Origin of the sequence: Clostridium sp. Cult2, from assembly GCF_021655075.1 — a bacterium.
In the GTDB taxonomy this organism is placed as follows: Bacteria; Bacillota; Clostridia; order Tissierellales; family Tepidimicrobiaceae; genus Schnuerera.
Window position 1 is genome coordinate 1 of the sequence record NZ_PPXX01000001.1, and the last position, 21,014, is coordinate 21,014.

At 30.9% G+C, this 21,014-nt stretch carries 23 protein-coding genes; 19 read left to right on the forward strand and 4 right to left on the reverse strand.

The window, feature by feature from the left end; genetic code table 11:
- Positions 1–127: 127 nt before the first annotated feature.
- Positions 128–391 carry a YkuS family protein gene (locus C3E90_RS00005; RefSeq protein WP_236913491.1) on the reverse strand — a complete coding sequence of 88 codons (264 nt, stop codon included), beginning with the start codon at positions 389–391 and terminating at the stop codon, positions 128–130.
- 136 nt (positions 392–527) lie between these two features.
- Here C3E90_RS00005 and C3E90_RS00010 point away from each other — a divergent pair, with 136 nt between their 5' ends.
- From C3E90_RS00010 to C3E90_RS00065, 12 genes are all read left to right on the forward strand, one after another.
- On the forward strand, positions 528–737 hold the full coding sequence (locus C3E90_RS00010) for a hypothetical protein (RefSeq protein ID WP_442870544.1): 210 nt from the start codon (positions 528–530) through the stop codon (positions 735–737).
- A gap of 13 nt (positions 738–750) precedes the next feature.
- Positions 751–1,008 (forward strand): spore coat protein, encoded by a 258-nt coding sequence (locus tag C3E90_RS00015; protein WP_236913492.1) that lies wholly within the window; start codon positions 751–753, stop codon positions 1,006–1,008.
- 265 nt (positions 1,009–1,273) lie between these two features.
- The gene (pyrB, locus tag C3E90_RS00020) at positions 1,274–2,188 is read left to right on the forward strand and encodes an aspartate carbamoyltransferase (protein WP_236913493.1); all 915 of its coding nucleotides are present in this window, start codon (positions 1,274–1,276) and stop codon (positions 2,186–2,188) included.
- Entirely contained in the window at positions 2,188–2,616 is a 429-nt protein-coding gene (locus C3E90_RS00025) for an aspartate carbamoyltransferase regulatory subunit (protein ID WP_236913494.1), read from the forward strand. The genes pyrB and C3E90_RS00025 overlap by 1 nt, the downstream gene beginning before the upstream one ends.
- A gap of 1 nt (position 2,617) precedes the next feature.
- The gene (locus tag C3E90_RS00030) at positions 2,618–3,817 is read left to right on the forward strand and encodes a dihydroorotase (RefSeq protein WP_236913495.1); all 1,200 of its coding nucleotides are present in this window, start codon (positions 2,618–2,620) and stop codon (positions 3,815–3,817) included.
- Complete coding sequence (gene pyrF / locus C3E90_RS00035) at positions 3,807–4,709, forward strand: orotidine-5'-phosphate decarboxylase (protein ID WP_236913496.1); 903 nt, start codon at positions 3,807–3,809, stop codon at positions 4,707–4,709. Before C3E90_RS00030 ends, pyrF begins: the two co-directional genes overlap by 11 nt.
- Complete coding sequence (locus tag C3E90_RS00040; RefSeq protein ID WP_236913497.1) at positions 4,693–5,472, forward strand: dihydroorotate dehydrogenase electron transfer subunit; 780 nt, start codon at positions 4,693–4,695, stop codon at positions 5,470–5,472. Before pyrF ends, C3E90_RS00040 begins: the two co-directional genes overlap by 17 nt.
- Positions 5,465–6,367 (forward strand): dihydroorotate dehydrogenase, encoded by a 903-nt coding sequence (locus tag C3E90_RS00045; RefSeq protein WP_236913498.1) that lies wholly within the window; start codon positions 5,465–5,467, stop codon positions 6,365–6,367. The genes C3E90_RS00040 and C3E90_RS00045 overlap by 8 nt, the downstream gene beginning before the upstream one ends.
- A 1-nt stretch (position 6,368) precedes the next feature.
- Positions 6,369–6,932, forward strand: coding sequence for an orotate phosphoribosyltransferase (pyrE, locus tag C3E90_RS00050; protein ID WP_236913499.1), 564 nt, complete (start codon positions 6,369–6,371; stop codon positions 6,930–6,932).
- 81 nt (positions 6,933–7,013) lie between these two features.
- A complete protein-coding gene (locus C3E90_RS00055) occupies positions 7,014–8,453 on the forward strand; it encodes a spore germination protein (RefSeq protein ID WP_236913500.1) in 1,440 nt (479 codons plus the stop codon).
- 4 nt (positions 8,454–8,457) lie between these two features.
- Positions 8,458–9,720 (forward strand): Ger(x)C family spore germination protein, encoded by a 1,263-nt coding sequence (locus tag C3E90_RS00060; RefSeq protein ID WP_236913501.1) that lies wholly within the window; start codon positions 8,458–8,460, stop codon positions 9,718–9,720.
- Between the two features lies 1 nt (position 9,721).
- Entirely contained in the window at positions 9,722–10,828 is a 1,107-nt protein-coding gene (locus C3E90_RS00065; protein ID WP_236913502.1) for a GerAB/ArcD/ProY family transporter, read from the forward strand.
- Between the two features lie 41 nt (positions 10,829–10,869).
- On the opposite strand, the gene C3E90_RS00070 is transcribed toward C3E90_RS00065, so the two are convergent.
- The 3 genes from C3E90_RS00070 to C3E90_RS00080 all read right to left on the reverse strand — a co-directional run bounded on the left by C3E90_RS00070 (position 10,870) and on the right by C3E90_RS00080 (position 13,223).
- Complete coding sequence (locus C3E90_RS00070) at positions 10,870–12,261, reverse strand: sensor histidine kinase (RefSeq protein WP_236913503.1); 1,392 nt, start codon at positions 12,259–12,261, stop codon at positions 10,870–10,872.
- A gap of 1 nt (position 12,262) precedes the next feature.
- The gene (locus C3E90_RS00075) at positions 12,263–12,958 is read right to left on the reverse strand and encodes a response regulator transcription factor (protein WP_236913504.1); all 696 of its coding nucleotides are present in this window, start codon (positions 12,956–12,958) and stop codon (positions 12,263–12,265) included.
- Between the two features lie 94 nt (positions 12,959–13,052).
- A complete protein-coding gene (locus tag C3E90_RS00080) occupies positions 13,053–13,223 on the reverse strand; it encodes a hypothetical protein (RefSeq protein WP_236913505.1) in 171 nt (56 codons plus the stop codon).
- Between the two features lie 139 nt (positions 13,224–13,362).
- On the opposite strand from C3E90_RS00080, the gene C3E90_RS00085 reads away from it, so the two are divergent.
- The 7 genes from C3E90_RS00085 to C3E90_RS00115 all read left to right on the forward strand — a co-directional run bounded on the left by C3E90_RS00085 (position 13,363) and on the right by C3E90_RS00115 (position 20,948).
- The gene (locus C3E90_RS00085) at positions 13,363–13,746 is read left to right on the forward strand and encodes a hypothetical protein (protein ID WP_236913506.1); all 384 of its coding nucleotides are present in this window, start codon (positions 13,363–13,365) and stop codon (positions 13,744–13,746) included.
- Positions 13,747–13,865: 119 nt separating this feature from the next.
- Complete coding sequence (locus C3E90_RS00090) at positions 13,866–14,672, forward strand: hypothetical protein (protein WP_236913507.1); 807 nt, start codon at positions 13,866–13,868, stop codon at positions 14,670–14,672.
- A complete protein-coding gene (locus C3E90_RS00095; protein WP_236913508.1) occupies positions 14,669–16,825 on the forward strand; it encodes a DUF3160 domain-containing protein in 2,157 nt (718 codons plus the stop codon). The genes C3E90_RS00090 and C3E90_RS00095 overlap by 4 nt, the downstream gene beginning before the upstream one ends.
- A 235-nt stretch (positions 16,826–17,060) precedes the next feature.
- A complete protein-coding gene (locus C3E90_RS00100; RefSeq protein ID WP_236913509.1) occupies positions 17,061–17,894 on the forward strand; it encodes a GDSL-type esterase/lipase family protein in 834 nt (277 codons plus the stop codon).
- The gene (locus C3E90_RS00105; RefSeq protein ID WP_236913510.1) at positions 17,887–18,375 is read left to right on the forward strand and encodes a DUF4358 domain-containing protein; all 489 of its coding nucleotides are present in this window, start codon (positions 17,887–17,889) and stop codon (positions 18,373–18,375) included. The genes C3E90_RS00100 and C3E90_RS00105 overlap by 8 nt, the downstream gene beginning before the upstream one ends.
- Before the next feature lie 30 nt (positions 18,376–18,405).
- The gene (locus tag C3E90_RS00110; protein ID WP_236913511.1) at positions 18,406–19,812 is read left to right on the forward strand and encodes an MBOAT family O-acyltransferase; all 1,407 of its coding nucleotides are present in this window, start codon (positions 18,406–18,408) and stop codon (positions 19,810–19,812) included.
- 26 nt (positions 19,813–19,838) lie between these two features.
- Positions 19,839–20,948 (forward strand): DHHW family protein, encoded by a 1,110-nt coding sequence (locus C3E90_RS00115; RefSeq protein WP_236913512.1) that lies wholly within the window; start codon positions 19,839–19,841, stop codon positions 20,946–20,948.
- The last annotated feature ends 66 nt before the right edge of the window (positions 20,949–21,014 follow it).

A 21,014-nucleotide genomic window follows, 5' to 3' on the forward strand; every position in this document is an offset into this window, starting at 1 on the left:
AAATGCAATACTCATCAATAGTTTTTCATTCTAAAAATGACACTTTCATTGAATAAAATTAAGTTCTTTTATATGACATTTTCACTGACTATTGACATACCTTTTTCCAATTTAATTATTAATATATCTATTTATACTTACTTTCTATAATGCTATGAACCTCTTCTGGCGTTCGACCACTTGCCTCAATAATCGGTACAGGAGGATTTTTATGAGTTGCTCCACTTGTACCTAAAACATCTAGGCCTGACACCACAATGGCCTTATATTCATCAGAGGTAATATTTTCAATATTAGAATTCTTATAAAGGGTATATACATCATAGCCTAAACTTTTTAAGTGGTCAATAAAGGGTGTCAAAGTATTTTCAACTACTACTTTATTTGACATCATCTCACCTCCATTCCAAATTATTATTTCCCTATTTTAAGATAATATTAATGACTTTTTTTCCATGAATAAATAAATGCTCCATATGGCAAAATATAAAATGAAATTAAAACATCTAAAGGAAAGGAGTAATTATATGCCACTAAAAAACCCTATCAATATGGGAAACATTAATCAATTAGAATTACAGAATATTAGGGAGATTATTGGTTCACATCAAAATATGGTTACAAAATTTGACTTTTACTCAAACCAATGTCAAGACCAACAACTTAAACAATTATTTAAGCAATCAGGTCAGGATGCACAAACTACAGTTACAAGTTTCATAAATTCATTAAGGTAGGAGGGAAAATATAATGCAAGAGAAGGATATGGTAAATGATGCAATAACCACAACTAAAGCAAGTATTGACAGCTATACTAAAGCTATAACAGAATGTGCCAACCAGCAACTTAGGAGTACATTACAGCAATTGAGAAATGAAGCAGAACAATTCCAATATCAACTGTTTCAAATAGCAGAACAAAAAGGATATTATGTTCCAGCACCACCTGCTGACTCAACTGATATCCAACAAGTTAAGTCTGGACTTACTGGCGGAGGTATGAAATAAATAGAATTAAATAAATTATGTCACCGAGAAATAGCCATAGAGTCAATCAATTAGGCATGTTCTCGGTGGCATTTTACATAATAATTTTTTATTGACATTTTTAAATAATTATGTTACCTTAAAAAGGATACGAAGACCTTTAAACTGAACCAGAGAGTTCAGAAAGGAGAGCGTAAATACGGGATATTTATGCCTTCCTTTAGGGGAAGGCTTTTTTTACGCAATCTTTTAACTAGGTCCAGAGAGACTAGAAGGAGGTAAAAATATGAAACATTTAATTGATCCTATGGATTTTTCCGTAGATGAATTAGAAACTCTATTTGAATTAGCAGAAGATATAATAAAAAAACAAGATGATTATAGGCATGTCTGCGATCATAAAGTATTGGCAACATTATTTTATGAACCAAGTACAAGGACTAGATTTAGCTTTGAAGCGGCTATGATAAGGCTAGGAGGACAAGTAATTGGATTTTCTGAACCAGGTTCTAGTTCTGTAATGAAAGGGGAAAGCATCCCTGATACCATTCGTACCGTTGGCTCCTATGTAGATATTATTGCTATGAGGCATCCCAAAGAAGGTGCACCAAGGTATGCTTCTTATTATTCACCAGTTCCTATCATTAATGCAGGTGATGGAGGCCATCAGCATCCTACCCAAACCTTAACAGATTTATTAACAATAAAACAATCAAAAGGTCAAATATCCAACCTTACTATTGGTTTATGTGGAGATTTGAAATTTGGTCGTACAGTTCATTCTTTAATAAAAGCCATGTCTAGATACGAAAATATAAAGTTTATTTTAATTTCTCCTCATGAATTGCAAATACCAGAATATATTAAAATGGAAATACTCAGTAAGAAAAACATTCCCTACATGGAAGTGGAAAGATTAGAAGATATAATAGACAAACTGGATATACTCTATATGACAAGAGTACAAAAAGAAAGGTTTTTCAATGAAGCAGACTATATCAGATTAAAGGATAGTTATATTTTAGATAAAGAAAAGTTAAAATTAGCAAGTAAGGACTTAGCTATTCTTCACCCACTGCCAAGAGTAAATGAGATAAGTTATGAAGTAGATGAGGACCCAAGGGCTTGTTATTTTAAACAAGTAAAATACGGAATGTTTATTAGAATGGCCCTTATTACAAAATTATTGGGGGTGATGTAATGTTATATATAGATAGTATCGCTAAAGGAATAGTAATCGACCATATAAAAGCTGGATATGGATTTAGTATATTTAAATATTTAGGGCTAGATAAGGCTGATTTTACAGTTGCATTAATTATGAGTGTACCCAGTAAAAAATATGGAAGGAAAGATTTGATTAAAATTGAAAATGTCATAGATGTAGATTTAACAATGCTAGGATTCATAGATCCAAATATTACTGTAAATATTATTGAAAATGAAAAGGTAGTAGAAAAAATTAACTTATCCCTGCCAGATAGAGTAGAGGGTATAATTGAGTGTAAAAACCCTAGATGCGTTACATCCAACGAAAGAGATATAAGCCATAAATTTGTACTCATAGATGAAAAAAAAGGAACCTATAAATGTGAATACTGTGATCAGATATATTCATGGGAGGGATAGAATGGACTTATTAATAAAAAATTGCAGAATTGTAGATGAAACAAAGGATATGAAAGGAGACATATATATAAAAGAAGGCAAGATATTCGATTATGGTAAAGGTTTAAACATCAATTGTAAAATTATAGATGGTACCAATTTAGTGGCCATGCCCTCCTTTATTGATATGCATGCTCATTTTAGAGAGCCTGGATATACCTATAAAGAGGACTTATATACGGGAAGCAAAGCGGCACTAAAAGGTGGATATACTTATGTAAATTTAATGGCAAATACCAATCCTATATGTAGTGATATGGATATTGTAGAATACGTCCTAAATAAATCCAAAGAATTAGATTTAATAGATATCCATCAAACTATTTCCATAACAAAAGATTTCGACGGTAGGACAATAGACCATTTAAATCCAATAGATGATAGAGTCAAATTTATATCCGATGATGGAAAAGGAATACAATCCAATTTGACCATGTATCAGGCCATGATTAAGGCAAAGGAGAAAAATTTGACCATAATAGCCCATGAAGAAGATGAAGAATTAGTTACAGTTGATACTAGATTATCAGAAAATATAATGACATCTAGAGATATTTATTTATCTAGATTAACAGGAGCTAAACTGCATTTAGCCCATGTGAGCACCAAAGAATCTATAGAAGAAATAAGAAAAGCTAAAAAAGAAGGATTGAAGGTTACCTGTGAAGTAACTCCTCATCATATAGGCCTATACAATGACGATTATAAGGTAAATCCACCCATAAGAGAAAAAGAAGACCTAGAAGCCATAATACAAGGAGTAATAGATGGAACAGTAGATACAATAGCCACGGATCATGCTCCTCATTCAAAAGAAGATAAGGAAAATAACTCTCCAGGAATATCGGGAATAGAAACTGCTTTTTCCATATGCTATACAGCCTTAGTAAAATCCAACTATATTTCCCTAAATAGATTATCCCAACTTATGTCTGGAACTCCTGGGAAATTGATGGGAATAAATAAAGGGAAGATAAAGAACGGGTTTGATGGGGATATAGTATTGGTAGATTTAGATGAAAAGATAATAATAGATGGGGATGAGTTCATATCTAAAGGTAAAAACACACCTTTCAATGGCATGGAGTTTTATGGTAGAATTGTTGCTACTATTAGGAAAGGTGAAATAAAATACGATGGGGGGATAACAGTTGTTAATTGATAAATTGTATGATGAGGTGGAGAAAAAAGGTAATGTTTGCGTAGGTTTAGATACCCATTTAGATTATATACCAGATGAAATGAAAGAAAGATATCAGGATATAGATGAGATAATATTCCAATTCAATAAAAGAATAATAGATCAGACCATAGACATAGTTCCTATATACAAATTACAAATAGCATATTATGAAACCTACGGTATAAAAGGACTAATAGGATATAAAAAGACTTTAGAATATATTAAAGCTAACAAATCCCTTTCCATAGGAGATATTAAAAGAGGAGATATTTCCTCTACAGCAGAGATGTACGGAAAAGCTCATTTTGAAGGGGATTTTGAGGTAGACTTTATTACCCTAAATCCATATATGGGCTTTGATAGCATAACACCCTATCTAAAATATATTGAAAAAGGGAATAAGGGAATATTTGTACTACTTAGAACTTCAAATCCAGGGGCTAAGGATATACAATACCTAGAAGTCAATTCACAATTAGACTCCTCCTGTCATCCTGGGGGAAGCAAAGGATCTTATCTCTACTACCATGTAGGGGATAGATTAAATGAAATAGCCTCTAAATATGTGAGTAACTGTGGATATAGTCCTATAGGAGCTGTAGTAGGAGGGACTCATACAGATGAAGCTCAGGAGATAAGAGATAGATATAAAAATATGTTCTTCTTAATTCCTGGCTATGGACATCAAGGAGGTAAAGGAAAAGATGTAGCTCTTTACCTAAACAAAAGAAATGGTGGAATAGTCAATTCCTCCAGAGGAATTATTACCGCCTATAAAAAGTATGAAGGTGGGGCTGAGAATTTTGATGAATATGCAAGAGAGGCAGTATTAGCTATGAAGGAGGATATTACAAGTGAAGGAAGGTTATAGAAAGGCAGTAATTCATTCTAATATTCAAATAGCAACTAATATATATGAGCTAAAACTTTCTCTTTGTCATCCTGAGACTGACAGTATTAACTTAACTCTCCAAGAATCTGGCTTTAAAGGAAAGCCTGGCCAATTTTATATGCTAAGAGGTTGGGAAGCTTTAGATCCATTTTTATCAAGACCTATTAGTATATGCGATATATCCCATGGAATGATTACTTTTTTATACGAAGTAAGAGGAAAAGGAACTCATATAATATCCAAATTGAAACCAGGAGATGCTCTTGAATTACTTGGTCCTTTAGGAAATGGATTTGATTTGAGTTTGGAAGGGACAATTGCTATCATATCTGGTGGTATAGGCATTGCACCTATGATATATCTAACAAAGGAATTAAATGCAAATGTTGATTTTTACTGTGGATTTAGAAATGAAGTTTATTATATCGATGAAATAAAAAAATATGTAAATAATATATTCATATCAACGGAAGATGGCTCCTTTGGACATAAAGGATTTATAACTGAAATATTTAAACCAGAAAAATATGATATGGTCTTCACCTGTGGTCCTCTACCAATGATGGAAGTAGTTTTAAAAATCTGTAAAGATAAGCTGCCAGTATATATGTCCATGGAAAACAGGATGGCTTGTGGCATAGGAGCTTGTTTAGGATGCACAATAGAAACCATCTCTGGAATGAAAAGGGTATGTAAAGAGGGACCAGTTTTCTCTGGAGAGGAGGTAGTTTTGAATGGTTAACACAAAGGTAAATATTTGTGGAGTAGAGTTTGAAAATCCGGTAATTGCTGCTTCTGGGACTTTTGGATTTGGTAGGGAATATGCTGAGTATTTTTCTCTATCAAGACTAGGTGGAATAAGCTCTAAAGGGTTAACATTGCACAAAAAAGAAGGAAACCCAGGCATCAGAATATACGAAACCACTGGAGGATTATTAAACAGTATTGGCTTGCAAAATCCAGGAATAGATGCTTTTATAAAAGATGAACTCCCCTTCATGGAAAAACAGGGTACGGTTATATTGGCTAATGTAGGGGGAAGCACATTAGAAGAATATATTAAATCCATTGAAAAACTAAATGACACAAATATCCATATGGTAGAGTTAAACATATCCTGCCCCAATGTAAAAGAAGGGGGCATGGCCTTCGGAACAAAATCAGAAACCGCTTATAAAGTAGTCTCTGAAGTAAGAGGTGTATGCAAAAAGCCATTAATAGTAAAACTATCTCCAAATGCTGAAAATATTGTCCACATGGCTGAATCCTGCGTAAAGGCAGGGGCAGATGGATTATCCCTTGTAAACACCTTGAGTGGTATGGCTATAGATATTAAAGCTAGAAAACCAGTATTTAATAATATTATAGCTGGATTATCAGGTCCTTGTATAAAACCTATTGCCTTAAGGATGGTATATGAAGTAGCAAAAGCTATTAATGTACCTATTTTAGGCATTGGAGGTATTACAAACTATAAAGACGCCATAGAGTTTATTATGGCAGGAGCTTGGGCTGTACAAGTAGGTAGTGGAAACTTTATTAAACCTACTATAACTTTAGACATAATTGAAGGAATAGAAGAATTCATGATTAGTGAAGGAATAAAATCTTTAGAAGAGATAAGGGGGTTAGTTTAATATGTTAACCGAAATGTTAAAGGAAACGAAAGCTCTATTTGAAGGACATTTTTTATTATCATCGGGGAAGCACAGCGATGGATATGTACAGTGTGCTAAACTATTAATGTATCCAGACAAAGCAGAAAAAGCAGTTAATTTAATAGTAGAAAAATTAAAAGATATAGATTTTGATATAGTAGTAGGCCCAGCTATGGGAGGGATAATCGTAAGCTATGAATTAGCTCGTCAAACTGGGAAACCTGGCATCTTTGTAGAGCGAGAAGATGGAGAGATGAAATTGAGACGAGATTTTACCATAGAAAAGGGGCAAAAGGTGCTAATAGCTGAAGATGTAGTAACTACTGGAAAATCATCTTATGAGGCAATAAAGGTAGTAGAAGACCAAGGAGGAGAAGTTGTAGGTATTGGTTGTATCGTTGATAGGAGTCAAGGAGACCTAAAATACCCAGTTTATGGGGGAGTAAAATTAAATATAAACACCTATGAAAAGGAAAATTGTCCATTATGTAAAAAAAATATACCAGTTATTAAACCTGGCAGTAGAAAAATAGCCCATAAATAAATAGGGCTATTTTTTATACTATGATAATTCTATAAAGCTTTGGTAATACTAACTAGAAGTGAAATATAAAGGATGGTATAGATGATTTCGAAGAAAATCAAGTCAAATGAAGAAGAAATAATAAATCTTTTTAATAATACAAGTGATTTAGTTACCTACGAATTTGAAACAAGTTCAAATACAAAGGTTTTGATATGTTATATAGAAGGATTAATAAATAAAGATTTACTGGATAGAGATATAATTAAACCAATAATTAATAATTTGAATTCACCAAAAGATATAAAAAATGTATTATATGTATCAAATTTAAAAGAGATAGATTTAATAGAAGATGTAGCTGGTGAAATGACTTATGGTAGTGTAGGAATATTTATTAATGGGATTAATCAGTGTTACGTTGTTAGTTTAAACGAATGGGAAAAAAGGGCTGTAGAAGAGCCACAAGCGGAAGCAGTAGTTAGGGGACCAAAAGAAGGATTTATAGAAGATATATTAGTGAACAAAGCAATGTTAAGGCGTAGAATACGAAATAAGGATTTAGTTTTCGAAGATTATACAATAGGAAAGCAGACTAAAACTAAAATATCCATTAGTTATATTCAAGGATTAGTAAATGAAGAAGTGCTAAAAGAAGTAAAAAAAAGAATAGGAGATATAGACATTGATGGAATATTGGAAAGTGGATATATTGAACAATTAATTGAAGACAGTCCAACATCCTTAATCTCTACCATAGGTGATACTCAAAAACCAGATGTAGTTGCGGGTAAATTATTAGAGGGAAGGATTGGGGTATTTTGTGATGGTAGCCCTCATGTACTTACAATACCTAAACTATTTATAGAGGATATTCAAGCTAGTGAAGACTACTATTCAAGGCCTTTTTATGCTACTTTTTTAAGATGGCTAAGGGTATTTAGCCTTTTTTTAAGCATAGTCTTACCTGGACTATACGTAGCATTACAGACTTTTCATCAGGAGATGATACCTACAGTACTTTTAATTACTATGGCAGGTGCTCGAGAGGGAGTACCATTTCCAGCAGTAATAGAAGCATTTGTAATGATTTTGATTTTGGAATTAATAAAGGAATCTGGAATTAGACTTCCAAGGGCTGTTGGTTCTGCAGTAAGTATAGTAGGAGCATTGGTTTTGGGGCAAGCAGCAGTAGAAGCAGGATTAGTATCTGCACCTATGGTAATCGTTGTTGCAGCTACAGCTATAGCAGAGTTTGCTGTTCCTTCTTTAACTGAGGGAATAATTATATATCGTTTTATGCTTATTCTACTAGGTGGATTTATGGGATTGTATGCTATGACCTGTGGACTGATTGCTATAATAGTTCATATTATATCTTTAAATTCATTTGGTGTCCCTTATGGGTTTCCATTAGCACCATCAGATAGACAAGGACTTAAGGATTCTATTATTAGGTTTCCATTACAGGAATTGATATTTAGACCAAAAGTTTTAGAAAAGAGGAATATGATAAGACAGAGAGATATACGAAAGAAGTGATTATATGGCAAGAAAAATATTGTTCATAAACATAATTATTTTTATAGCCTTAGTTATAACTGGGTGTTGGAATGCTATGGAACTAAATGCCCTTGGCATTACTTTAATAATGGGTTTGGATTTTGAAGATGATAAGGTTTTATTAACTGCTGAAATTATAGAACCTATACCTGCTAGGCAGAAATCCAGCATGGAAAAAAGTACTGCTGTAAAATATGTTCAGGGCATTGGAGACAATCTATTTGACGCTTTTAGAGATATTACTTTAAAATTTGATAGAAAAGTTTATATAGCTCATAATAAGGTCATTATTTTTGGTGAAGAGTTTGCTAAAAAAGCATCCGTTAATGATATAGATTTGTTAATAAGGGATCATGAACAAAGGGAAACAGCCTATTTACTAATTGCAAAGGGAGCAAAAGCCTATGAAGTAATGGGAGTTGCAGCTGGGCTTGAGGAGATACCTGGAAACTATATATTGAAATTAGTTGAGAATTTTAAATATAATCCAAAGGTTGTCAATGTTAATCTTGCAGAATACTTGAGACATTTTTATGATATGGGGCGACAACCTGTTATGGGGATAATAGAAAAAAAGGAAAAAATGCAAATAAATAAATCAAAACAGGCAGCTAATAATAAGGAATATGAGCTCGTTATTGCAGGAGCAGCTGCATTCGATAAGGAAGAACTAGTTGGCTACTTAAATTGGACAGAGACGAAAAGCTTTAATTATATAATGGGAAGGGTTAAAACAGGAATTATACCTTTTCCTACACCTAATATATCTGCAGATGGAAGCTCTACTCCAACATCATCGGTAGAAAGTGATATTAGCTCTAAAAGACCTACTATAATACATAAGAGTACAATTGATATCATAAAATTTAAAACTAAAAGGGACATAGAAATAATAGATGACAATGTTATATTGAAAATAAAGATTAAATTGAGGGGTTCCATAGAAGAAATCGCAGGAAATATTGACATATCAAAAGAAGAAAATATAAAGGAAATGGAAAAAGCATGTTCAGAAGAAATAAAAAAAGAATTAAGCAGTACTCTATTAAAAGTACAAAAGGAATTTAAATCAGATATCTTTGGATTTGGTTCTGTGTTCCATAGAAAATATCCAAAGAAATGGGGAAAAATAAAAGATAATTGGAATGATATTTTTGCAGAGGCTGATTTTCAGATAGAAGTAGAAACCAATGTAATAAGAACTGGGTTAATAAGTACACCTATTGGTAGAATTAAGGGGAAATGATATGGATAATCTTAAAAAAATGAATAAAATATCTTCTTATCAAGTAATTTTATTAATAATAATATATAGGGTAATTATAGCTTTTTCCTATTTACCAATAGTAAATACTCCACCAGGAAATCAAGACATTTGGATAATGCTTCTATTATCAATACCTTATACCCTTATAATTGGATTTCCTATGATATATTTAAGCAACAAATTCAATGATTTGACTATTATAGAATACTCAGAAAAGATTTTAGGGAAATATATTGGGAAAATAGTTGGAATCTATTACACTGGATTTTTATTAATGTTCTGCGTTATTATTGTTGCAACTTTTGTTGAAATATTAGACACTACTATGTTTATTGAAACCCCCACATGGGTAACAGCTGTGATTATGTTACTTACATGTACCTACATTTCTTATAAAGGATTGGAACCCATAGCTAGAGGTGCAGAAGTATTTGTTCCATTTATTTTAGGAGTAATATTATTGTTTATTATATTAGGGTATAATATTTATGATTTTACAGTATTATTACCAGTATTGAAAGATTCAACATTTAAAGAATTGAATATAGGTGCTATAGATAGAAGTATAAAATTTTCTGATATAATCATTCTAGCAATGGTAACTCCACATTTAGAGAGAAAAGAAGATATGAAAAAAATATATGTAAAATCCATTATATATTCATTAATTATAATTCTATTATTAACAATAACTACTCAAGCAGCTTTAGGTATAGAATATGCAAAGCATACAATTTTTCCTTTTTTCACATTCAATAGATTAATAAATTTATTTGATTTTATTCAAAGGATTGATGTATTATCTGTAGTTGGATGGATAATGGGGAATATTGGCAAAATTGCAGGATATTTATATTTTACAACGGTGGCTTTTAGACAAACCATAAATAAACAAAAAAACCAACCATATATTATCCCTATGGCAATCATTATATTGATTACAACTGTATTGATAAAGAACAAGCGTTCTTTGTTAAGCGCTGGAAAGCTCCTGGAATATGTAATACTAGTAACATCGGCTATAACTATATTTATCATTCCTCTAATTACAGTAATAGTGTATTTCTTCAGAAGAAAAAAGCTGTAGTGGACATGGGGACAGGTGAAATGTCCACTTAAATTAAGAGTCTACTCAATTGGTAACAAAATAGTAAATTTAGTTTCTTTATCATAGTTACTTTCCACATAAATATTACCACCATGAGCTTCAACTAATGCTTTGGTAATAGATAATCCTAATCCGGTTCCACCAGTTTCCTTGTTTCTGGATATATCAGCTCTGTAAAACCTATCAAATATATAGGGCAAATCTTCTTCTTTTATACCTGTTCCATTGTCTTTTACAGTTATTATTATATTGCTTTTTTCTTTCTTTAAGGTGACAAAAACTCTGCCATTATTCTTTAAATACTTCAAAGCATTGGATAATAAATTATTCATAATCTGTTTAAACCTATCCCTATCCATAGAAATTTTAATATTTTCTTCAATAGAATATTCTAAAATGAAATCTTCTTTCTTGAACAATGGTTCAAACTGGGATAGTATAGCCTTTAACTCATTAGTAATATTAAAATAGGTTTTATTTATATTTAAATCAGCTTCTAGGGTTTTAAATGTATTTTTTAAATCATCCACAAGTTTAGCCAATCTATCGATTTCCCCTAGCAAAACACCAAAATGTTCATCAGTTGGTTCCCAGATTCCATCAACTATAGCTTCTACATGGGATTTTAATATGGTTAAAGGAGTTCTTAATTCATGGGCTATATCTGAAGCATATCTTTTTCTTAAATTCTCCTGATTTTCTAAGGTTTCTGCCAAGTAGTTTATGGAATAGGAAAGTTCTTTAATCTCCTTGGTATTAGCTTTTATAGTTGAACGAGATTTTAAGTTTCCACTACGCATTTCATTAGCAGTACTAGTAATATTTACCAAAGGACTGGATAATCCCCTTGATAAGAATATAGATATAATTAATCCGAGGATGATGGTAATAATGCCTGAAATTAAAAATGAGACAGAAAGGGTATCCTTAAATAATAATGCAGATTCGGTTAAGTGAGAGTTATCTATATAACCAATTATTAAAGTGCCGATTATATTATCTCCATCTAATAGGGAAAAATTCTTTTCTACATAGTTTCCCGTATTCATATAGGAATTTCCCGTACCATGACGTCTCATCATCTGCCTCATCATTTGTCCCATCATGCCTTTATGCATCATATTAGAATTATTAGAATTGCAGACTAAATTATCGTTATAATCTCTAATTTCTATATATATTCCTTCCATTGAAGCATAATTAGAAATATCCCTTGATGTTAGATTGCTACCCTCTTCTAAAAACAAATCATTTATATCCTTACGTATTTTTTCAAACTTAGTATTTTGTTCTACTATTAGGTAAGAGTCAAATTTTCTATTAATCATAGTATTAGATATAAAACTAATGATTAAGATGGAAATCAATATTGAAAAAATGAAACTAAAAGTCAATTTTTTAGATAATGACATTCTACACTCCTCCAAACTTATATCCAACCCCATAAACTGTAAATATATAGGAGGGTTTTTTAGGGTCATCCTCAATTTTTTGTCTTATATTTTTTATATAAGTATCCACAGTTCTATCGAATCCATCATAATCATATCCAAAGGCCAATTCAATTAGTTGTTCCCTAGTAAAAACTTGACCTGGATTTGATAATAATGCTACCAGTACTTTAAACTCATTGGAAGTCAAATAAACATTTTTTCCTTTTTTTCTTACTATCATTTTATCTATATCCAATTCTAAATCACCATCATTAAATATCAATTTTTCAGCTAGGGGGCTAGCATCCCTGTAGCTTCTCCTTAGTAAAGCCTTAACACGGCTTACTAGTTCTCTAGGGCTAAAGGGTTTAGTTACATAATCATCTGCTCCAATGGAAAGACCTTCTATCTTATCATCTTCTTCTACTTTAGCAGTAAGCATGATAATAGGCACATCCGACTTAGCCCGGATAACACTACATACCTTTTCTCCAGATAGTTTAGGTAACATTAAATCCAATATAATCAGTTGTATATTTTCTTTATTGAAGATTTCCAAAGCCTTCTCTCCATCTTCTGCAGTAATAACAGAATATCCTTCTTTCATTAAATAAGCCTTTATAACCTCTTGAATATTTTTTTCATCTTCTACAACCAATATTTTAATTTCATCCATAATTTCACCTCTAAAATAATCTATCTTCATTATAATATACTAAAAGATAAAAAGCTAAGTATAAAAACCTACATACTTAGCTTAATAAATAGTATTAATTAGTTGGTGTCTTTTTATCTAAAAATGATTTAATAAGTTTATATCCTAGAACCAATAATGTTATACCAAATGCTACTCTAAGTATAAACATTCCGCCCATAAACCACATATTTCCTGGATAATTATAAAAATTTGGGTAATTATAGAATCCAAATCTTCCACACATAAATTATACCTCCTTAATACCTTTGAATTAATTATAAAAGCTAATTGTGAAGGAAATATGAAGATGGATTATTAATACTTCATATTTCCTTCATATTTGAAATCTATAATGAGCATAGAAAATGAAAGGAGTGATCAAAATGAAAAAGACATTACTTATTTTAACTTTAGTATTAGGGATAGGTTTGATGGCAAGTTTTGCCTATGCTCAAGTGCCAACAGTATCCAACACAAGACCAGTAACAACTCCCAGGGTAAATGTGGACCAAGAACAATGGGAAGCATGGTATCAAGAAAGAATGGAATGGAAAGAAGCTCAGTTAGAACAAGCATTAAAGGATAAGCTAATTACTGAGGAAGAATTCAAAGTTTGGAATGAACATTTTAAACTTATGAAGGAGTTCCACAGTGAAAATGGATTTATGCCAGGCATCTGCCAAGGTGGATATGGTTGGAGCAATGGAAATGGATTAAATAGAGGTTTTGGTCAAGGTATGATGAGAGGAAATAGGTGGAACAGATAAAAAGGATAGGGTTAATTCCCTATCCTTTTTATTGTAACTATATTGTAACTAAAACTTTAACAAAGTCTAATATAATATATGGTAAGGAGCACTAGACAAAGTATAGGATGGGATGAAATGTGAAAAGTTATAAGAGAAATATAATGATACTTGCTTCTATATTCATATTAACTTATCTATTTATATCTAAACTTGCAACAAAATCAACCCAGTTCATACCCCATAATGAAGAAAATTATATAAAAGTACATAATAAAACTATAACCCTTTACAACTCCCAAAAACAAAAAATTCATTATTACTCATTAAAAGACAGAATAATGGACTATGGTTTAGGAGATTTAGACGGAGATAATTCTGATGAACTAGTGTTAATATCCAAGAAGGGAATAGGTAACTTTGGAGATAAAGTATCAATTTTTAAAATCCAAAATGAAATAGAAAAGCTATATGAAGAAGACTTTTCTAGATTAAAACCTTGGAAGGTAGCCTTAGGGGATATTGATGGAAATGGGAAATGTGAAATTTCCATTGGAGTATATAAAAAAACTCCCTTCCATCAAGTAATGGCTAAAAGACCATTTATATATTATTTTGAAGATAATAGATTATTTCCAAAATGGAGAGGCTCAAGACTTTCTAAACCCTTTACTGATTATAACTTCTGCGATATAGATGGAGATAATATAGATGAACTAATGGCTATAGAAATACTTCAAGATGGGAAAAAAGTAGTAAACGCCTACAAATGGAAAGGCTTTGGATTTGAAGGATTTTTACAAAGCAAAGGTTTTAATGATATAAAAGATTTACGAATAGAAGATGGGAAGGCCTATGTAATAATAAAAGACAAGGAAGACAAATTTAAAGGCATGGTAAAAATAAAAGATAATACTTTACAAATAGAAAGGACGGGTATTAAATGAGTAGAAAATATAAAGGATTTTCAATTATATTTGTAGTATTAGCATTGCTTCTTCTGACAATGGCTTGTGTAAAAACAAAAACAGATATTGCAAATGAAGAAGATAGTACAAATAAATTTGCTTATAGTCAAAAGCAAAACATAGCAGTTCCCTATGAACCAACTAAATTTCAAGCAAAAGTCAAACCCTATAAAGTCAATTCAGACTTATCCAATATTGAAAATTCAAGTCAATTTGGAGGACTTTCTCAAGAGCAAAAAGAATTATTAGCTAAAAACAACTTTTTTGTCACCCCAACCAATATAGAACAACTTTTCTACATATACGAAGACAATGAATACAAGAATATACCATCATTCATTACTACAGATTCGGTTTTACAAGTCTACCATATATTCTATGATTACACTTTAAGAAATTTAGAAGAGCAAAAATTGTTAGCTATTCTAGAGGAATTAACGGATAATATGTTGAAGAATTCTATATCAATTTATGACCAAATAAAGGATGAAGAGATAAAAGAGATTCAACTTAAAAACATAGCATTTTTCTCTGTTGGTGAACTTTGTTTAGAAAAAGAACTAATAGACGAGGTGCCAAAGAAAGCCAAAGATTTGGCTTTGAAAGAATTTGAAGAGATAAGCAATCATAGAGGATTTAAAGAATCCAATATATTTCCTTATGAACTAGATTATAGCCAATATATTCCGAGAGGGCATTATACTAGGTCAGAGGACTTTGAAAAATATTTCAAAGCTATGATGTGGTATGGTCAAGCGCCTTTCCCTTTATATTTTATAGAAAACGAAGTAAAAAACATAGAACAAACCATCCAAGCATTGTTAATTACCTATAGTATTTATTCCGATAAAGAAAATTATAATCTATGGGAACAGATATATGAACCAACCAATTTCTTTGTAGGTAGTTCTGATGATTTAGGAATATATGAATACGGAGATTTGTTATTCAAAATATATGGAAATAAACCAGATTTAAACCAATTAAAAGATGAGGACAAATTAGATGAATTATATGAGGAAGCCAAAAAGTTTCCAGAACCCAAAATAAAACCAAAGTATACTACTGTAACTACTCCAGTGGGAAAACAATTCAGGTTTATGGGACAGCGATATGTATTGGATGCTGAAATAATCCAAGAATTAGTAGAACCGATTATAAGACCAGTACCCTCAGGGTTAGATGTAATGGGAGTATTAGGTTCTGAAAAGGCGAAGGAAATTCAAATGGAAAAGGAGATAAACCAATACTGGGATGAATACCCAAAGGAATTTGAAAGGCTTAAAGATAAGTTTGGCAAATTTGAAGATAGTCAATGGAGAACAAATATGTACCAAGGCTGGCTATGGACACTGAAGGGATTACTTAAACCCTATGGAAAAGGATATCCTTCCTTTATGACCAATAAAGCTTGGGTAGATAAAAATCTAACTACTGCTTTAGCCAGTTGGGCAGAATTAAAACATGACACCATCCTTTATGGAAAACAATCTGGAGCAGAAATGGGTGGAGGTGGATATGAAGAACCCATTGGATATGTTGAGCCTAATATAGAAGTGTATGAAAAACTACTATGGCTAACTAAATTTTCAAAGGAGAATTTAAAGGAAAGAAATTTATTGATAGAAAATATAGAGGATAAAATAGAAAAATTTGAAGATTTACTTGAGTTTCTAATCCATGCTTCGGTAAAACAGCTTAATAATGAAGAATTGACGGAAAAAGAATATTATAGAATAATTTACTACGGAGGATATTTAGAAGGCCTAAGCTGTTCCTTTGTAGAAGGGGATTTGGGCTATTGGCATGAAATAACCTCAGATACAGATAGAAATATGGCATTGATAGCAGATTTTCATACTATTGCACCAAATTCTTATAGTCCTGGTGGATATTTAGAGGTAGCAGTAGGTCCTGCAAGTGAAATTTATGTAATTGTACCAATAGGAGGTAAACTTTACTTATCAAGAGGGGCAGTATTTAGCTACTATGAATTTATATCCAACGAAAGGCTTACAGATGAAAAGTGGCAAGAAATGTTGAAAGAAGAAAAGGTTCCAGCTATGCCTGAATGGACAAATTCCTTTATAAGAGAAGGGAAAGTAGAGATACCCTATCCAGAATACAATTAATTAAAGACAGCTATAGCTGTCTTTAATTAATTGGTAACATAAGGTTTTAACGGAAGTAAATACATTTAAAAAAGCATGAGATTTAGCTGATTTGTCATAATTCCTTAACCATTTTTGATTAAATTTGTATTATAATATATTAGTGAAGATTGGTCTTAGATATGGACTTAATTGGTGATAAATAATGTTTTTATTACATAAATTAAATTAGGATTATAGTTTCTTGGAGGCAATTATGAGAAGAATCAAAAGAAGAATTAGAATTAACTATAGAAGATTTATTATATCATTAATGGTATTATCTATATTACTTTTACTTATTATTAAGGTGTCCAAAAAAACACTTGCTAATAACCATAATGAAAACACTATAACTCCTAAGGAAGAAGCAACAGTTCAAGAAGACATATCCCTACATAGTGAAGATCTTAATATCAATATAGAAGATGATTCTAATGATATAGAAATAGCAGATAAAATAGACCAAAAGGAGCCAGCGGTGGGTGAGGAAAGTAAAACTAGGGAACCCAATAATTATAAAGAGGTTTTTAAGGATGATTTATTTTTGGGAGACTCTATTACCGACAGTTTATCCTTTTACGATATTTTAGATGAATCAAATATAATAGCTAAGTTTGGCCTTACTGCTAGAAAATCAACAGATATAATAGATAATATTATTAAGAAAAATCCAAGAAACATTTACATAATGCTTGGTACTAATGACATCCTTACTGGAGAAGGGAGCCAAAAATTTATAGAAGATTATACTAAACTTGTTCAAATAATTAAAGAAAAATTACCAGATACAAATATCTATATTAATTCTATACTTCCAGTGAAATCCAAGGTTAAAGATAAAAAGCCATTACTAACAAATGAAAATATAGACGAATTCAATAAAGCTTTAGTAACCTTTGCAAAAGATGAAAATATTCAGTACTTAGATATAGCTTCAATATTTGAAGATGATATTGATTTAATCGAACCAGATGGTATTCATGTGAAATACAAATTTTATAAATTGTGGCTAGATTTCATTATAGAAAGGATGGATGAAAATGATTAGAAAAAGATATAAAAATATGTTTTATGGAATTATCTTATGTAGTTTAATATTATTTGTACTTACTAGTTGTTCATCAAAAAGTTCAACAGATGATAATTTATCTGTTAAAGATATAGATGATAAAATAAAAGAATCCATTAATCTATCCAATATGGAATTAGGGGATAGTGATAGATTAGAAAAATTATATGATATTGATAATGATGATTTAGAAGAATTTATTCTCTATACTCCTAAAACAAATATACAAGCAAATGAAATAGCAATATTTAAGGTCAAAGATTCTAAGGAGATAGATGATATAACGGAGAAAATAACTGAAAGAATAGAAGTACAATCAACAAATTTTAAGGATTATCTTCCTGAAGAATATTATTTAATTGAAAATCATGTTTTAAAGGCAAAAGGTAATTTTATACTTTATGCAATATCTGAAGAAGTAGAAACCATAGAAGAAATATTTGATGAATCCATAAATTAGCTATTAACTTTAATTGAAGGGGGACAAGGTGTGGTTTTCAGCAGTTTGATATTCATCTTTGTTTTTTTGCCAATTACTATATTAATATACTACATAGCACCAAATGGCTTTAGAAACCTTGTTTTCCTAGTAGCAAGTTTAATCTTTTATGCCTGGGGAGAGCCTATATATATATTAATAATGCTCTTCTCCACAGTCTTCGACTATATCAATGGACTAGCTATAGATAAATATAGAGGACAAAAAAGTATAACTAGAGCGGTCTTAATAAACTCTCTAGTTATTAATTTAGGTATTCTAGGGTTTTTTAAATACTATGGTTTTATAGTAACCAATATTAACCAACTATTAAGTTTAAATATCCCACTGATGGAACTTTCTCTTCCCTTAGGGATATCCTTTTATACATTTCAAACGCTATCCTATACAATAGATGTATATCTGGATAAGGTACCTGTCCAAAGGAATATTATATCCTTTGGAACCTATGTAACCATGTTTCCACAACTCGTAGCAGGACCCATTGTTAGATATAGTGAAATCTGTAAAGAGTTAGATAATAGACAGGAAAATCTAAATCTATTTGGGGAAGGAGCAGAACTATTTATTACTGGATTATCGAAAAAGGTTCTACTAGCAAACAATATAGGCTTACTATGGGATACAATAAAAGGAACTCCCATTGGAGAATTAACAGTATTGTCCTCATGGCTTGGTATACTAGCATTTACATTCCAAATATATTTTGACTTTGGCGGATATTCAGATATGGCCTTAGGACTTGGCAAAATGTTTGGGTTTAATTTTATGAAAAACTTTGATTATCCCTATATATCAAAATCTGTTACTGAGTTTTGGAGAAGATGGCATATATCCCTTGGGACTTGGTTTAGAGAATATGTATATATTCCCTTAGGAGGAAATAGACGGGGAAAGTTAAAACAATATAGAAATTTAATTATAGTCTGGATGTTAACAGGCTTTTGGCATGGGGCCAATTGGAACTTTATTATATGGGGATTATACTATGGCCTATTTTTAATTTTAGAGAAAATGTTTTTATTAAGATGGCTAGAAAATAGACCTAAAATTATTAGACATATTTATACCCTTTTAATAGTAATAATAGGTTGGGTATTCTTTGAATTTGAAAACATGTCCATAGGAATAAATTATATTAAAACCATGTTTGGATTTGGAAATAGACCTTTTATAGATGGAAATGCTATTTATTATCTATATACCAATGCTTTATTATTTTTAATCCTAATAATTTGTTCCACACCTATACCTAATAGAATCTTCAGAAGGTTTAAAGAGAAATTAAATAGGGGAGGGGCTATTATTATCCCTTTAACTTATATGTTTTTAATATTTCTATGTACTGCTTATTTAGTAAATGAAACCTATAATCCATTTTTATACTTTAGGTTTTAATAGTTGTATTGGAGAGAGGGATTTATTTGAAAAAACAATATCCGTATAAATCAATTTTAGGTATATTTTTGCTAATATATATTGGTACTTTAATCTTTATAGATATGGCAACAGCTGATAAGGTATTTTCAGAAGCGGAAAATAGAAGGTTGGAGCAAGCTCCTAAACTTTCAACTGCTCAGATTATGGATGGAATGTTTGTCACAAAATATGAGAAATATATATCAGATCAATTTCCCTTTAGGGATTTTTGGATAAGTGTTAAATCTACAACTGAAAAAGCTTTAGGAAGAAAAGAAAATAACGGTATTTATTTATCCAAAGATGGATATCTAATTGAGAAATTCGAAAAACCTACCGAAGAAAAGATTAAATCTAAAGCAGAGGAAATTAATACTTTAATTGCAAATATTCCAAATATAAGGAAATATTATATGCTGGTACCTACTTCAGTTAAAATCTTAGAAGATAAATTACCTATTTATGCTCCCAATGGAGATGAGCTTGTTTATATAAATAAAGTAATGAGTTCTATTGATGATAATATAAACTTTGTTCATGTCTATGATACTTTATATTCCAATAAAGAGGAATATATATACTATAGAACAGACCATCATTGGACAACTAAAGGAGCCTATCTATCTTACCAAAAGCTAATGGAGACAATGGGAATTGTCCCCCATGATGAGGAATACTTTAATATAGAAAAGGTTACAGAAAGCTTTTATGGTTCATTATACTCAAAGAGTGGTTTTAGAAAGGTAAAACCTGATTCCATTGAACTATATATTCCTAAAAAAGATGAAAAGCTTAAGGTAGAATATGTAGATGAGGGGAAAATTTTAGACTCTATTTATCATATGGAGAATCTAAATAAAAAGGACAAATATACTGTATTTTTAGGAGGAAATTATCCTCTAATAAAAGTAAGTTCCAAGGTGGATAGTGATGAAAAACTATTGATATTAAAGGATTCTTACGCGAATAGTCTAATTCCTTTTTTAACAGGGCATTTTAGTGAAATCTATATAGTAGATCCTAGATATTATGATAAGGATATAGAAATATTGATAAAAGAGAATAATATAGATAATTTACTTATTTTATATAATGTAAAAACTTTTTTTGAATGAAATATTAATAAAAATCTCAAATTCTAATTAGAATTTGAGATTTTTTCATTTTTGTAATGTTAATTA

Bases quoted from the DNA above. Each gene is read 5' to 3' on its own strand.
- C3E90_RS00005 (WP_236913491.1), bottom strand. From the start codon at position 391: ATGTCAAATAAAGTAGTAGTTGAAAATACTTTGACACCCTTTATTGAC.
- C3E90_RS00010 (WP_442870544.1), top strand. From the start codon at position 528: ATGCCACTAAAAAACCCTATCAATATGGGAAACATTAATCAATTAGAA.
- C3E90_RS00015 (WP_236913492.1), top strand. From the start codon at position 751: ATGCAAGAGAAGGATATGGTAAATGATGCAATAACCACAACTAAAGCA.
- pyrB (WP_236913493.1), top strand. From the start codon at position 1,274: ATGAAACATTTAATTGATCCTATGGATTTTTCCGTAGATGAATTAGAA.
- C3E90_RS00025 (WP_236913494.1), top strand. From the start codon at position 2,188: ATGTTATATATAGATAGTATCGCTAAAGGAATAGTAATCGACCATATA.
- C3E90_RS00030 (WP_236913495.1), top strand. From the start codon at position 2,618: ATGGACTTATTAATAAAAAATTGCAGAATTGTAGATGAAACAAAGGAT.
- C3E90_RS00045 (WP_236913498.1), top strand. From the start codon at position 5,465: ATGGTTAACACAAAGGTAAATATTTGTGGAGTAGAGTTTGAAAATCCG.
- pyrE (WP_236913499.1), top strand. From the start codon at position 6,369: ATGTTAACCGAAATGTTAAAGGAAACGAAAGCTCTATTTGAAGGACAT.
- C3E90_RS00055 (WP_236913500.1), top strand. From the start codon at position 7,014: ATGATTTCGAAGAAAATCAAGTCAAATGAAGAAGAAATAATAAATCTT.
- C3E90_RS00060 (WP_236913501.1), top strand. From the start codon at position 8,458: ATGGCAAGAAAAATATTGTTCATAAACATAATTATTTTTATAGCCTTA.
- C3E90_RS00065 (WP_236913502.1), top strand. From the start codon at position 9,722: ATGGATAATCTTAAAAAAATGAATAAAATATCTTCTTATCAAGTAATT.
- C3E90_RS00070 (WP_236913503.1), bottom strand. From the start codon at position 12,261: ATGTCATTATCTAAAAAATTGACTTTTAGTTTCATTTTTTCAATATTG.
- C3E90_RS00075 (WP_236913504.1), bottom strand. From the start codon at position 12,958: ATGGATGAAATTAAAATATTGGTTGTAGAAGATGAAAAAAATATTCAA.
- C3E90_RS00080 (WP_236913505.1), bottom strand. From the start codon at position 13,223: ATGTGTGGAAGATTTGGATTCTATAATTACCCAAATTTTTATAATTAT.
- C3E90_RS00085 (WP_236913506.1), top strand. From the start codon at position 13,363: ATGAAAAAGACATTACTTATTTTAACTTTAGTATTAGGGATAGGTTTG.
- C3E90_RS00095 (WP_236913508.1), top strand. From the start codon at position 14,669: ATGAGTAGAAAATATAAAGGATTTTCAATTATATTTGTAGTATTAGCA.
- C3E90_RS00100 (WP_236913509.1), top strand. From the start codon at position 17,061: ATGAGAAGAATCAAAAGAAGAATTAGAATTAACTATAGAAGATTTATT.
- C3E90_RS00105 (WP_236913510.1), top strand. From the start codon at position 17,887: ATGATTAGAAAAAGATATAAAAATATGTTTTATGGAATTATCTTATGT.